The sequence below is a fragment of the Vibrio sp. Y51_MX_L26 genome, assembly GCF_024181935.1.
Classification (GTDB): domain Bacteria; phylum Pseudomonadota; class Gammaproteobacteria; order Enterobacterales; family Vibrionaceae; genus Vibrio; species Vibrio diabolicus.
On record NZ_JAMZAS010000003.1, the window covers coordinates 238,482 to 252,693 of the forward strand.

Here is a 14,212-nt window from a genome sequence, read left to right on the forward strand (position 1 = left end):
AAGATGAAAAGCATAATGATAATGACCATTTGTTTCACATCATTCGGCTTGTTTGGCTGTGCGAATGACCCCGAGCTTGGTATCTCGGTTAGCCAGTTGCGCGCTGAACAAACTCTTAATCCAGAAGCGTGGTATGAGAATTTGGGTTATTTACCGGAAGGTAGTGGTGAGCGTACACAAGTTAGCTTAGAGGTATATAACAACAACGGGGTAGCCAAAGATGAGTAAGTGATGTGTTCACTTAGGAGGGGCTATGCGAAGGAATATGCATATAGCACCAAGGCGAACCCAGAAAGGGATTACCTTAGTGTTGATAAGCTTGGTTTTGTTGATTCTGCTAGGCGTTGCGGCGTTTGGTATTGATTTAAACCACCAAGTTCTTAATAAAACACGTTTACAGAATGCGGTCGATACTGCGGCCCTTGCAGGTGCTGTCGTTGCCGATAAGACAGAGGATGTGAATCAGGCTGAAACCGCAGTGAGAACAACGCTTAGTGGAATATCAACCGAGCCTGGAAATTCTGAGCTGACGTTTAGTGACAGTAATACAGCAGTGACATTCTCGCATGACATGCAGACGTTTGTAAGTGCAGCAAGTTTTACACCGCCATTGGGGGAGTACGATATTTATGTCCGCGTAGCGGTCACCGATATTAGCCTAACGCAGTATCTGAGTGGTTTGTTTGGGATTGATAAAGAGGTCTCTGCGAGTGCGGTTGCAGGGCGGAGTGCGGCTATTGCATATACGTGTAATTTAACGCCAATCGCCATGTGTGGTGATCCTGCTGGTGATGTGAGTGATGCATGGGGGTATCGTCCGCCGGGTTACGACCCTAATGTAGATATGGATCCTTCTCTAGTGCATGAGCTGAAAGTCGGGGATCAGAATAACACCGATATGGGGCCCGGGAACTTTCAGTTACTCGATTTTGGGCAAGGAACGGGTAATAGTGGTGCAGCCTTAGTTCGTGATGCATTGTCTGGTGCTTACAACGGTTGCGCCTCAATTGGCGATACCGTTACGACTAAACCAGGTAATAGTGCAGGTCCAGTTGCACAGGGACTGAATGTGAGGCTCAACGACTTTTCGGGACCGATTAAAAATGACGGAACGGTTTTACCAGACAAATACGTGAGAGAGCCCGATGTTTTGGCTGAGACCGATGCGGAGTACGCAGGCGATCTGTATTACGCCAACTATCGTCAGGAACTAAGCTCTTGTGAAAGCGGAGGAGCTTGTGATGGCGGTAGTTATACAGGTGATGGTGGTCTGAACGGACGCCGGATTTTACGTATCCCTATCGTAGATTGTACGGCTTCTACTGGTAAGTCTGATTTTGATGTTTTGGGCTTTGGTTGCTTCTTTTTACTACAAAAAGTCAGTAACTCAGGTCAATCATCAGTATTTGGGCAATTTCTTTATGATTGTTTAATTAATAACGGTTCGACTGGCACGGATCCGACAGATAAAGGCTTCTACCGTATCCAGCTATACAAAGATCCGTTTAGCGGGGCCTCTTGATATGTTGTATTCAAATAGAAAGCATCAAAGGCCAAATATTTGCAGTCAACAAGGGCTGGCAATCATAGAGTTTATTCTCGCCTTGCCAGTGCTATTGATGCTCACCGTTTTAGTGATCGATGTGAGCCGAGCTTTTATTCAGTATACCGAGGTCAATAAAGCGCTGCAGAATGGGGCAAGGTATGCGGTCGTTGATACGTACGGCACGTTGAACTTTGAGTCAATTGCTGACGAAACCAGTATCAAGAATGTCGTTGTGTATGGAAGCCCAATTGCCTCTACTACACCTGTGATAGACCATATCAGTGTGGACGATATTGTCATTACCCAACCAACGAGTACCAATAAGGTGGTCACTCTATCGGCGACTTACAATTACGTGCCGATATTCTCGACTTTACCTTTTTCGAGCACTTCTTTGCAATTTAGCATTGGGGCGACCACGTCTATGAGGACAGGCCCATGAAACGATTGATAACGAAACAAAAAGGAGTGACTCAGCTTGAGTTCTCGGTAATCGCTTTGGCCGTTATATTAGTCCTGTTTTTGATCATCGAGTTTGCGATCTATTTCTTTTCGGTGCAAATGGTCAATGAAGTAACACGAAGAGCTGCGAGGCTTGCCACCGTGTGCTATATCGCTGATAGGGATGACATTCCTAACTTACCAGCTGTATCAGATCTCTACCCATCAGGCTTTTCTGCGAGTAATTTACAGATAGATTATCTTGATGAAGCTGGTGCAAGTGTTGATGTATCAGGCTTTCTTTCTACCCCTCCTGCGTCTAATGACGTATTAAATGCGCAGTTTTCTCAAATTAAATATGTTCGAGCAAGAGCGGTGAATTATACTTTTCAGTTTTTTGTTTTAGCTGCTTTAATTAATGCAGTAGGGAGTACTCCAGCTTTTGAAACTATATTGCCTGCAGAGAGTTTAGGAATACTTAGACCCGAAGGGACCAATGTCATTACGGATTGCTAATGGAGTAGCTTTATGTTGAAACCAGTTAAAATAAATGAAGAAACATATAAAAGTTTAAAAACTAACTTGATTGTTTGGATAGTTTATTCTACGTCAAACTTTAAAATTCATATTGCTGATGAATTATCCGGATGTGTCAATCTAAATATTGATTGGATAGAGCTAGAGTCTTTTAATTTGGACTTTGTGAAAAATAAGCAAATTCCCGATCTTATTTATATTGAAACCGGTGAAAGTTGGGCGCAGAAAGTGGCTCATGTGTACTCTAGTGACAGTAGCTTACAGCATAATCACACCGCTTTGATTGTATTTGGTGATGAAAACGATACTGCATCTCTCAAAATGGCGTTGAGGCTTGGCGCAACAGACTATTTGTCGCGTTCTGTTGATCTTGGTGAGCTTTATCCGCTATTAAAATCGACCGCGGATGAAAAGATTGCCAATAAACAAATGGGCGATTTAACTTTATTTATCAATACAAAAGGTGGTTCGGGTGCAACAACACTGGCGATCAACACCGCGATAGAACTGTCAAGTTACGCGAAGAGTAAAGTATTACTCATTGACTTAGATATGCAGTTTAGTGATGCGGCCGATTATTTAAACTGTAAGCCAAAATACAATATTAATGATGTGATTGATTCTGTTAATGATTTGGATGAGTTATCACTAGAAGGTCTCGTATATCAACATCCTTCAGGTTTGAATTATTTATGTTTTAACCAAAATGATACCAAGGATAATCATAAACACGCAGTTCAAGTCAGTAAGTTATTACCTATTCTGAGACAGTTTTACTCACATATTATTGTGGATTTGTCTCATGGTGTTGAGCATGTTTATCAACAAATTGTTTCTCCGGCTACGCATATCTTTTTAATTATGCAGCAGAATGTTACTTCGGTTAAGCATGCTGTCAGCTACATACGTTCTTTAGAATTAGACTATGGTTTAAGTAGTCATCAGGTTGAACTGATTGTTAATCGTTTTGAAAAGAAATCAACAATATCTTTGAAAGACATTGAAAATGCAGTTAGTGGACATGCGATACATTTAGTACCTAATAATTTTGCTATTGCTATCGAGAGCGCTAATTTGGGTAACCCAATTGTTCAATCTAAGAAAAATAGTGCGCTGAAAGCTTCTTTGGCTGAAATATCGCACTTATTAGAAAGTCCGACCAAAGAGAATCAAAGTTGGATCAAAAAACTATTTTCTTAGTAAGGGGGAGTTATGTTTTTCAAACGGAAAGGCGTCGGGAGTTCTTTCAATTCCGTAGATGAAACAAAAGAATCCAAAGTTGTGAATGTCGAGTTGGCAAAGTCTGACGAAGATACGTCAGATGAGCAAAGGGCTTTATCGCCTGTTGAAGCCAAGATGAAAGCGATCGAGGAGCAGAAAAAACAGCTAGAACAAGATCTCTCGATCAAACACTACTATCACAAAAAGCTACTGGATACCTTAGATCTCGGGCTTCTATCGCACTTGCAAGAAGATCGTGCGAAAGAGGAGTTACGCGAAGCGGTCGTTCAGCTCATTGCTGAAGATCAAACACACCCGTTGAGCTCTGAAGCTCGCAATCGCGTGATACATCAAATTGAAGATGAAGTGTTTGGTCTAGGGCCGCTGGAACCGCTGCTTGAAGACCCAACGATCTCAGATATCTTGGTCAATGGTCCGAAAAATATCTTTGTCGAACGTTTTGGTAAGCTCGAGAAAACGCCACATACCTTCTTAGATGAGCGCCATCTGCGCAACATCATTGATCGCATTGTTAGCCAGGTTGGACGAAGAATCGATGAAGCATCACCAATGGTGGATGCTCGACTCAAAGATGGTTCGCGTTTCAATGCGATTATTCCTCCTCTTGCCATTGATGGCCCTTCCGTTTCTATTCGACGTTTTGCAGTTGAACGTTTGAATATGGATAACCTATTAGAGCTTGGTTCGTTATCTCCAGAGATGGCGAAGTTTCTCAATGCTGCGGTTGTGGGGGAAATGAATATCCTGATATCTGGTGGTACAGGCTCTGGTAAAACAACCACGCTGAATATTTTGTCGGGCTTCATTCCAAGTGATCAACGTATTGTGACTATTGAGGACTCGGCAGAGTTACAACTCCAACAGCCACATATTATCCGCTTAGAAACACGTCCTTCTAATATCGAGGGTAAAGGTGAAATATCTCAGCGCGATTTAGTGAAAAACTCGCTACGTATGCGTCCTGACCGGATAGTTGTTGGTGAGGTTCGTGGCTCAGAAGCGGTGGATATGTTATCGGCAATGAACACGGGTCATGATGGGTCGCTGGCCACCATTCACGCTAACACACCAAGGGATGCGTTGAGCCGTATTGAGAATATGTTCTCGATGGCGGGTTGGAATGTGTCGACCAAAAACTTGAGAGCGCAGATTGCCTCCGCCATCAATATTGTCGTGCAAATGGATCGCCAAGAAGACGGTAAACGCCGCATGGTCAGCGTACAAGAAATCAATGGCATGGAAGGCGAAGTTATCACCATGTCGGAGATCTTCACCTTCCAAAGAAGAGGGGTCGATCAAGAAGGTAATGTGTTAGGTGATTACATGGCAACAGGGATTGTACCAAGCTGTCATGACCAATTAGTAAAACGAGGCTTAGACGTACCATTTGAAATATTCAATGAAAAAGCCCGTTAGGAGATTGCTATGGATAGTCAATTCCCCCTTTTTCTTGTGCTGCTTTTTTTGTCCGTATTCTTTATTAGCCAGGCGTTAATTCTGCCTTCTGCGGGTAAAAAGGTTAAGCATAAGCAGTTAATTAAGCGGATACACGAAAGCCATAAACACATCGATCAAGAGAGTATTTCCCTACTAAGGGAAAACTCGCTCAAAAACCTTTCTCCATTAGAGCGATGGCTTGTGAGGTTCAGCCTATTCGATAACTTTAAGAAGAAGTTGGAATTGGCTGGGATACACATGGGTTTCAGTCGGTTTATTTTTCTCACCTTCCTCGGTGGGGTTGCGGTTGGGCTATTTCTGTTCTTATTCGGGCAAGTTTGGTACCTCTGTGCCGGTGTTGCTGTCGCTTGTTGGGTGTCGGTTTACTTCTACCTACAGAAAAGAATTGCCGATCGTTTAATGAAGTTCGAAGAGCAACTACCAGAGGCGCTCGATATCATTAAGCGCGTCCTACAGGCCGGTCAGCCAATTACACAAGCGTTTGGGGAAGTAGGCAGAGAGGTCAGTGCGCCGCTTGGCCCTGAGTTCATGAATACCTTTAACTTACTCAACTATGGTTATGACCTCCGCTTGGCGATTATGCAAATGTCGGAAAGAACCCCTACGGTATCCATGCTTGCTTTCTCGAGTGCGGTGTTACTGCAAAAAGAAACGGGTGGTAACTTAGTCGAAAACATTGAAAAGCTCTCTCATATCCTACGTGCTCGTTTCAAACTCGCTCGAAAAATCAAAACTATTTCTGCGGAATCTCGAATGTCGGCATGGGTATTAGTATTAGCGCCTTTTGGGTTGTACGTCATCATTTCACTCGTTCGGCCTGAGTATATTGAGCTGCTTCATACGCACCCAATGGGGATCAAAATGGTGATTGGTGGGATGGTGGCCTTATTTATCGGCACGCTGTGGATTCGTAAAATCGTCAATATTGAGGTGTAGCTATGGAAAGCATTCAAGGATGGTTAAACGGTTTTGCTGTCGGCCAAGAGACGTTACTCATGGGGTTGATCCTCATCACTACCGTGTTGGTGGTGATGACGCTAGGATCGATAATTATTGGGGTTAATTCGCCAATTAAAAGAAAGTTAGCCGAACTGTCTGGCGACAAAAAAGAAGTCTCTCACCACAACAAAAAAATGGCTGACACATTAGAGTCGTTAGCGCCTTTAACTTCACCAACCAGTGAAAAAGAGCGCCAAACGACACGCAATAAACTGATGCATGCTGGGTTTCATGAAAGCAATGCATTGTCGATGTTCTATGCCATTAAATCGGTCACAACAATACTAGGTGTGATGGTGGCGGCATTGGTGTATTTCTCGATTCCGGAATCTAAATATCTGTACACCTACATGGCGTTATCCGTATTTATTGGGCTTCTGATTCCTGATTTTATTTTGCGCCGAATGGTCAACAAGCGTCAGCAAGCGATTCGTGCAGGTGTGCCCGACATGCTCGATTTGCTGGTGGTTTGTACCGAGTCAGGGCTTGGCTTTAATGCGGCTTTGCGCCGCGTTGCAGACGAGTTGGTTATCTCTCACCCAGAGCTTGCCGATGAAATCGACACGGTGTGCAACAAAATTAAAGCGGGTAAACCAATGCCTGAAGCCTTAAGAGAGCTAGTATTAAGGACAGGGTTAGAAGAATTGATGGGGCTGGTGAGCATGCTTAGCCACGCCTCTCGAATAGGTGGGAGCTTAGTCAACTCCTTGCGTGAGTATACCGAAGACTATAGGGATAAGCGTCAACAAGCAGCAGAAGAAATTGCTGCAAAAATCCCAGTCAAAATGATGTTTCCAATGGTGCTGTTTATTTGGCCATGTTTTTTCATCGTGGCTATTGGACCTGCGTTAATTTCATTGGCTGAGGCATTTTCTAATTAAAAAGCAAAATAGGGATCGTTATGTGGATTAAGAAATACGTCATCATCTCGTTGTTGGTGCTTACCGCATGTTCAACAACTGAACAGTCATCAGACTTCGATTCAACGCTGTACTCAGGTAAGCCCGTTGAGTCACTCACCAATGATGAACCTCCAAAAACAGAGGAGGAGGCAATCTCTCGAGGGGATATTGCATTAAGCAATAAAAATGTCGACTTAGCGTTGTATGAATACATTCGCTCGCTCTCTTTTCCTAACGCGGTCCATAAAGACAAAACCTTATACACCGTGGGGCGCATCCATTTGGCAAGAGAGAATTCAGAACTTGCGGATAAATCATTTCGAGCATCTTTAGCAGAGAACCCTGATCACATTGGTTCCCTCACAGAACTTGGCACTCTGTATACGAAACGTGGCGAAAAGGATGTCGGGAAGAGTTACTACATCCGCGCTTTGAACGCTGACCAAATTCGTATGGATGGCAATCCTATTATTACCAAAGACAATATTACAGCTGAGAGCGTTGCAACGTATCGCTATGATGATAAATCACCGGTTTCTGCTTACTCTGGTCTAGGTGTACTTTACGACATTCGTGGCGACCACGATATTGCGCAGGCATTAATTCGAAAAGCGTTGGATATTGATTCAAGAAACGTCAATGCTTTAGTCAGCCTAGGCTATTCCTACTACATGGAAAAAGCTTATTCAAAAGCGGCGCACTTTACTCAAGCTGCGCTGAGCATTAAGCCGGGGGATGAAAAGGGAATCAATAACTTGGGTCTCATTGCACTGGCAAAAGATCAACCACGACAAGCTCTGAGTATTTTTAGTCGACACATGACAGAGCCGGAAGCGCTCAACAATGTTGGTTATTTCTTGATCCTTCAAGGCAAACCAGGCGAGGCGATTCCTTATCTACAACAGGCTATTGATAAGAATCCTGCCTACTATGAACTGGCAAATAAAAACTTAGAGCGAGCATTAGCAATGGTAAGAGAGCGAGGGGATACATCAACGGTTGTGTTGCAGTAAAAAACTAGGTAATGACGGGATGTTAGAAGCAAATATAGAAAAAGAGAGCACTTTTCAAAAAATATATCAGGAGCTTTATAAAGACGTGCTTCTTTATATTTTTGTTTTATCTACATGTATTATTACATTTCTAATATATATTTATTATAAGGAGAGGATTTTATATGAATATCAGTTGGTAGACTATGTGAGTAGATTGATTAATTGCCTAATCGCACTGCTTTTTGCTTGGAGTATTTATTTTTATTTCAAAATGATGTTAAGTAAAAAAGATAAATTGTTTAAAACTTATTTTCTAACATTGTTGGGGATGCTATCGAAACTTGAGTACGTTATTGTTTTTATTGTTAGGTTGATTCTAATAAATATATGCATAGCAAATTACACATATTTAAAACAAATTATACCCGATATCAACCCATTTTATTATGATAATTTCTTCTTTCAATTAGATAAATTGTTGCATGGAGGTGTCTCTCCTTGGGAAGTTTCTCATGATGTTTTTTACAGCTCTTATTGGACGTTTTTATTTAACTTTGCTTATAATTTGTGGTTTATTTTTATTTGGGGGGCGATTTTATACTTTATGTGGTATTGTAAAGACCATTATGTTAGACAGGCTTATTTATTGTCTTTTTTTATGTCTTGGTTCTTTATTGGCGGCATATTGGCAATATTAATGAGCTCTGCTGGCCCCTGTTTTGTTCACTTATTAGATCCTGAAAATACGCATTATCAGCCTCTTATGGAGCGTTTGTCTTATCAAGTCGATAGTTTTTGGCTTCTTAAAATCTATGGTGGTGAAACTAGCCAACTTCAATCTTACCTGTGGCAAGCCTATTCTAATCGGAGTAGTGATATTGGTGCAGGTATCTCTGCTATGCCAAGTATGCATATCTCCTCTTCGGTTTTATTGGCGATAGGAGCGTTTAAGGTGAATAAAAAAATTGGGCTGTTGTTTTGGTTGTTTACTTTGATAATCATGATTGCCTCTGTACACCTTGGTTGGCATTATGCTGTTGATGGTTATGTGGCGATTGTTGTTACGCTTTTAACTTGGCGATTTGCTAAATTTATTTTAAAAAGGCAAAAGCTAATTTATCTTCTTTAATTGCTTAAAATCTGTCTTATAAATACATTGTTTTAATTATTTTTGGGTTTTAAAGCATACCCCACACTTTTCCATAATATGATGGTTAATATTGTAGCAATATAACCATCAATGGCGTAATGCCAGGCTAAATGTACCGAACCGATTTGAATGATGACGACGAAAGCGTAAGCAAAGTAGCCAATGGTTTTGTTGAGTCTATAAATTGATAGCGCCATCAAAACAGCAATGGAGACGTGCAAACTCGGCATTGCCGAAATACCAGAACCAATACCATTGGCATTCGCGATGTACTCATCCCAAAGATATTGCTGTGTAGGCAATGTCCACAATTGCCCAGCGTCCACATTGGTAAGATATTGGCTTTGGGCTTCGAGCGTTTTCATCAGAGGAACAAACTGTTCATCTCCAGTGATAAGCTCCACGTAGCAAGGACCTGCTGAAGAGAGTAACGTAGCGAAGAAAACGCCAAGAATCATCCAAGACAGCGCAAAGGTAAGTAAAAATTGTTGCCTTACCAACGGGTATTTTTTGTAGATAAGGAAAAAGATGAGTATCCCCCACATACAAAAAAACCATGCGTTGTAGGCAACGTTTAGCGCCAGTGAGGCCCAAGCATTGGAGAACAATGCATGGGTCAATTCCCAAGGTGCAAAGCCGAAGTGCAACAGCGTATCAATATTCGCAAAGGTTAGATCCCATTTAAAAGGATTGATGATTGGAATAAGCGATTTCAAAAACGTGTGGTTAGAGAAAATCAGGTTAAGTGCCATCATCGAAACAAACACTGATACAGGGCGGTGGAGTGGAAAAATAAGATGCTTCAGTTTTCGTATGAAGCACTTTGCTGGCTGTTTTTCTTTGCGCAGTATGAGATAGAAATAATAATAGATACACCAGCTTAAACCTGTGACATACAAAGCTTGCATGAGCGTTTCAAGGTAAGTGGTAAAAGAGTAATCAATAGGGAAATCGAGGTATAAAGAACAAAGATAAATGACAGCAGTCGAGATAAAGCAATAGGTGTAGAAAATCTTATCGATCAATAACTCATTCTTCATAGACTGGAGCCAAGTCGCTGCTTTTTGCTGCCAACTTACGTTGATCTGGTAATTGTTGTCTTGTTCCATCGACGATCCATCATCTCTATCCTTCCAATGTCATTAAGCTTAGTTGAGAAAACGGGCACTTGTATTTAAGTGCTCGCTAAGAGTTTGTCGTTTAAGATTTTTACATCATGTCCGTGACAAGGCCTGCTGCCACAAAAAACACGATCATCCATAGCACCGATAGGTTGACCTTTTTGTGTAGATAGAAACCCGCAATCACTAACGCCATGTCGATGGGAGCAACAACTGCGCTGCTAAATACTGGCTGGTAAAGTGCCGCGAGTAGCAACCCTACTACCGAGGCGTTTACACCGTTGATGGCACCAGAGACCAACGGTTTGCGTGCCAGTGCTTGCCAGTTCTTAAGAACGCCAAGCAGTAAAAGAAACCCTGGTAGGAATACGCCAAGCGTTGCGATCAGCGCGCCTAAAATTGGCGTATCCGAAAGCTCATAGCCGATAAAAGTCGCAAAGGTGAACATTGGCCCCGGTACAGCTTGTGCAGCGGCGTAGCCTGTTAAAAATGCATCTTGGCTAAGCTGGTCACCAACAATGTTTTGCAGAAGCGGCAGAACCACATGACCGCCACCAAACACTAGGCTACCAGCTTGGAAAAAATCACTAAACAGCCCAAGCAAAGGCAACGTATGAGCCACTAACGGTAAGCCGAGTAAAAGCACCGCAAATAGAGCCAATGGCGCGATAGACGGTTTAAACGGCTCGGTTGATGGCGCGGAGTCTTTCTTCAGATATCGCATGCCGACAAAACCTGCTGCGAGCAACACGAACATTTGCGTCATGATGCTTGGTGCCACCAGCAACGCAATCGCAGTCGCGACGCACAAACCCGCGGTCAGTTTGCTTTGGCAGAAGTTTTTGTACATGCCCCAAGTCGCATCCGCCACGACGACGACTGCGAGCAGTTTTAGGCCGTGAACGATGTTTTGGAACACAGCGGTGTCGGTGATTTGGCTGCTTACCATCGCCAGTGCCAACATGATGATCACCGAAGGAAGCGTGAATCCGACAAATGCTGCGCATGAGCCACTTAAACCGCCGCGTTTATAACCCAATGCAAAGCCGACTTGGCTTGATCCCGGTCCCGGCAAAAACTGACTGAGTGCGACGATTTGTGCGTACTCGCTGTCATCAAGCCATTTCAGTTTCTCAACAAAGGTTTGGCGAAAATAACCAATATGAGCCGCAGGGCCGCCGAAGCTGAACCAACCCAGCCAGAAAAAAGTTTTGAAGATGGTGAACATGTCGAGCCTGTTTATCTAAAAAGCATTGCTGCTAATTTATCGGATGCTCTAAAATGACTCAAATTGATAGATTTAATTTCATTTATGAATGAAATGGGATGAGGATGTTGAGGTGAAAGAGGACATTCAGTGGCGCAACATTGACTTGAACTTATTGGTGACGTTTTCCTACTTGTATCGCCATCGAAGCGTTAGCATCGCGGCAGAGAAAAGTTACGTTAGCCAGTCGGCGATGAGCTATAGTTTGTCTCGTTTAAGGTTGTTGTTTGATGACCCGCTTTTTGAGCGAAAAGGGCACAAGATGGAGCCCACCGAGCACGCTCACCACATCGCGCCAACCGTGCATCATTTGCTGGACTCTATCGCCAAAGACTTGCTCACTAAGTCTGCCTTCCAGCCTGAAAATTACGCGGGTGTATGTCGCATTGGGTTAACGGATTATGCCGAGTTTATTTTTGCTCCTCTGCTTTATGACGAAATACGCCAGCGCGCACCAGAGGCCCAGATCAGTTTTATTAACGTCAATCGTAGCAACTACGTGGCATTAACTGAGCACGAAAAGCTCGATGTCATTATTGGCAGCATGCCGGTGTTGGATGACAACTTTGAGAGCTTGTACTTGTACACGGAAAAACACGTGTGTATGTGTGATAAACAGGTATTGAAAGGGGAAACACAGCTGTCTCTGGAAGCGTTCGCGAACATAGAGCAAGCTCTGGTAAGTCCCGATGGGAGCTTAAAGACACAAGTAGACCAAAAGCTCGCAGAACATGGCTTGAGCCGTAAAGTCACCGTGGCGTCGCGCAACTTTCTCACGATTCGGCATCTATTGAAAAAGCGCGATCTCATTGCCATCGTGCCAGAAAAAATGGCGTTGGCTGAGGGCTTTTCGGACGATCTCATTACTGTTAAGCCGCCGATCGCCGTTGCGGATTTTGATATTGCCATGCTGTGGCATTCCAGCCGAAACAATGAAGACAAAGGCATTTGGCTACGCGAGCTGGTTTCTTCGACCATCACCTCTCACATATAAAAAAGGGCACCAAAGGGTGCCCAGAATGTTTGTCATTGAGAGTCTGTGTTATACCGCTTGCGAAGCTGGCGCGGCTTCTTTTATACGCTCTTCTTGATTCAATGATTTTTCGTATTGGCTGTACTTCCACCAAGCAAAGCCAAGGAAAATCACGATACCGCCAACGTTGTAGAAAATGATGGTCATGATGTCGGCCCCAGTAGGGAAGGTCGATGCTAAGAAACCAACCGTAAAGATAGCGATCAGTACCGATACGGTAGCGATGCCCATTTTACGTGAGCCCATTTTGAAATCACGCTCGACGTGATCCAGTTTCAAGCGCAGATTCAGGTACGCCAGCATGATGAACAGTGGTGGCAGCATCGAGGCGGCAGCGGTCATGTTGATCACGGTATTCATCAAATCTTGAGCGGTGTTAGAACCTAATGTTGGGATGATCATCAATGGAATGACGATAAGGAACTGATACCAAGCTGCGCGAGCTGGTACGCCGTTTTCGTTCAGCTCTACGGTTTTCTTACCAAAAATGCCTTCTGGAATCTCAGAGAAGAAGATTTTCACTGGCGTTGCTGTCCACATCAGTAGAGAGCCAAACATAGCGGTAAAGGATACCAAGCCTACAAAGCGGTTCATCAATACTTCTGGCAAACCAAAGTACGCAGCCAAACCTTCAAATACTTGTACCGAGCCACCCGTGTATTTTAGGGTTTCGCTAGGAACAAACACGTTAATCAAAACAGACGCGACTGAGTAAAGCACACCGATAAAGATACCTGCGATGATGATGACTTTAACAAACGATTTCGAGCCGCCTTTCACATCGTTTACGTAAACCGCGACCGATTCCGCACCGCCTGCCGCCATAAAGATCCATGTAGTAATGCCTAAAAATGCCCAGCTGAAATCAGGGATCATCGCTTCTACAGTAATTGGGTCAGCCGGTTCTACGCCGCCGATCAACGCTGCGCCAGCCAGTAAAATGTACGACATTGTCAGTAGCAGCATGAGGGAGGAGGTCACCGACGTAATTGGCCCCAACATTTTCGCGCCGTTTGTCGATACGTAGGTCGCAAACGCAAACAAAATCATACTGAGCACGGTAGTGGTGAATGGCGTCAGAATGTATTCATAGCCCAAGAACGCATAAGACGCATAAGCGATAACGCGCGGTAGCAAGGACGTGAAGAAGAATAGGTTAACGAACCAGTAAGTGTAGGCAGAGATAAACGCCCAGCGACCGCCGAGTGAGCTTTTTACCCATGCGTAGACCCCCGCTTCAGAATCTTTATTCAGAGATACGAATTCTGCGATGATCAAACAGAAAGGGATGAAATAAAAAATGGTCGCCAGAAAAAACATTGGCGCAGACGCTAGACCGATCTCGATGTTGTTATTGATTACGTTATTAAAGCTAAATACTGCAGCAAAGGTGAGGGACAACAACCCGAATTTGCCTATCGTATTACGTTTGGATTCAGACATGTTCTATCTCCGGTGAATCACGTTGGAATTGTAGGGAGGAAGGGCTTGTAATGCTGTGACCACAGCCCTTCTCTTGTT

General features: G+C 43.5%; 14 protein-coding genes. 11 read left to right on the forward strand and 3 right to left on the reverse strand.

Translation table 11 applies throughout. From position 1 onward, the window contains the following. Positions 1-3: 3 nt before the first annotated feature. The 10 genes from NL645_RS09725 to NL645_RS09770 are packed head-to-tail and all read left to right on the forward strand — an operon-like array spanning position 4 to position 9,249. Positions 4-228, forward strand: a complete 225-nt coding sequence (locus tag NL645_RS09725; protein WP_012841463.1) for a hypothetical protein — start codon at positions 4-6, stop codon at positions 226-228. Positions 229-253: 25 nt separating this feature from the next. Then, complete coding sequence (locus tag NL645_RS09730) at positions 254-1,522, forward strand: pilus assembly protein TadG-related protein (RefSeq protein ID WP_182032742.1); 1,269 nt, start codon at positions 254-256, stop codon at positions 1,520-1,522. Between the two features lies 1 nt (position 1,523). Beyond that, positions 1,524-1,988 (forward strand): TadE/TadG family type IV pilus assembly protein, encoded by a 465-nt coding sequence (locus tag NL645_RS09735; RefSeq protein ID WP_012841464.1) that lies wholly within the window; start codon positions 1,524-1,526, stop codon positions 1,986-1,988. Further along, positions 1,985-2,503, forward strand: a complete 519-nt coding sequence (locus NL645_RS09740) for a TadE/TadG family type IV pilus assembly protein (protein WP_041852895.1) — start codon at positions 1,985-1,987, stop codon at positions 2,501-2,503. Before NL645_RS09735 ends, NL645_RS09740 begins: the two co-directional genes overlap by 4 nt. Before the next feature lie 12 nt (positions 2,504-2,515). Next, positions 2,516-3,724: an AAA family ATPase gene (locus NL645_RS09745; protein ID WP_048625931.1), complete on the forward strand. Its 1,209-nt coding sequence runs from the start codon at positions 2,516-2,518 to the stop codon at positions 3,722-3,724. A gap of 12 nt (positions 3,725-3,736) precedes the next feature. Further along, on the forward strand, positions 3,737-5,182 hold the full coding sequence (locus tag NL645_RS09750; RefSeq protein ID WP_253651631.1) for a CpaF family protein: 1,446 nt from the start codon (positions 3,737-3,739) through the stop codon (positions 5,180-5,182). A 9-nt stretch (positions 5,183-5,191) separates the two neighbouring features. Next, positions 5,192-6,160, forward strand: coding sequence for a type II secretion system F family protein (locus tag NL645_RS09755; protein ID WP_006742394.1), 969 nt, complete (start codon positions 5,192-5,194; stop codon positions 6,158-6,160). Positions 6,161-6,162: 2 nt separating this feature from the next. Then, entirely contained in the window at positions 6,163-7,104 is a 942-nt protein-coding gene (locus NL645_RS09760) for a type II secretion system F family protein (RefSeq protein ID WP_047008928.1), read from the forward strand. A gap of 20 nt (positions 7,105-7,124) precedes the next feature. Beyond that, positions 7,125-8,138 (forward strand): lipopolysaccharide assembly protein LapB, encoded by a 1,014-nt coding sequence (locus NL645_RS09765; RefSeq protein ID WP_182032741.1) that lies wholly within the window; start codon positions 7,125-7,127, stop codon positions 8,136-8,138. Positions 8,139-8,157: 19 nt separating this feature from the next. After that, positions 8,158-9,249 (forward strand): phosphatase PAP2 family protein, encoded by a 1,092-nt coding sequence (locus tag NL645_RS09770; protein WP_253651632.1) that lies wholly within the window; start codon positions 8,158-8,160, stop codon positions 9,247-9,249. A gap of 32 nt (positions 9,250-9,281) precedes the next feature. Here NL645_RS09770 and NL645_RS09775 read toward each other — a convergent pair whose 3' ends face one another. Both NL645_RS09775 and chrA read right to left on the reverse strand, forming a co-directional pair. Then, positions 9,282-10,379, reverse strand: a complete 1,098-nt coding sequence (locus NL645_RS09775; protein WP_253651633.1) for a phosphatase PAP2 family protein — start codon at positions 10,377-10,379, stop codon at positions 9,282-9,284. 100 nt (positions 10,380-10,479) lie between these two features. Then, positions 10,480-11,619, reverse strand: coding sequence for a chromate efflux transporter (gene chrA, locus NL645_RS09780; protein ID WP_253651634.1), 1,140 nt, complete (start codon positions 11,617-11,619; stop codon positions 10,480-10,482). 88 nt (positions 11,620-11,707) lie between these two features. On the opposite strand from chrA, the gene NL645_RS09785 reads away from it, so the two are divergent. Further along, positions 11,708-12,652 carry a LysR family transcriptional regulator gene (locus NL645_RS09785; protein ID WP_253651635.1) on the forward strand — a complete coding sequence of 315 codons (945 nt, stop codon included), beginning with the start codon at positions 11,708-11,710 and terminating at the stop codon, positions 12,650-12,652. A 48-nt stretch (positions 12,653-12,700) separates the two neighbouring features. On the opposite strand, the gene NL645_RS09790 is transcribed toward NL645_RS09785, so the two are convergent. Further along, positions 12,701-14,134 (reverse strand): amino acid permease, encoded by a 1,434-nt coding sequence (locus tag NL645_RS09790; RefSeq protein ID WP_006742400.1) that lies wholly within the window; start codon positions 14,132-14,134, stop codon positions 12,701-12,703. Positions 14,135-14,212 lie beyond the last annotated feature (78 nt).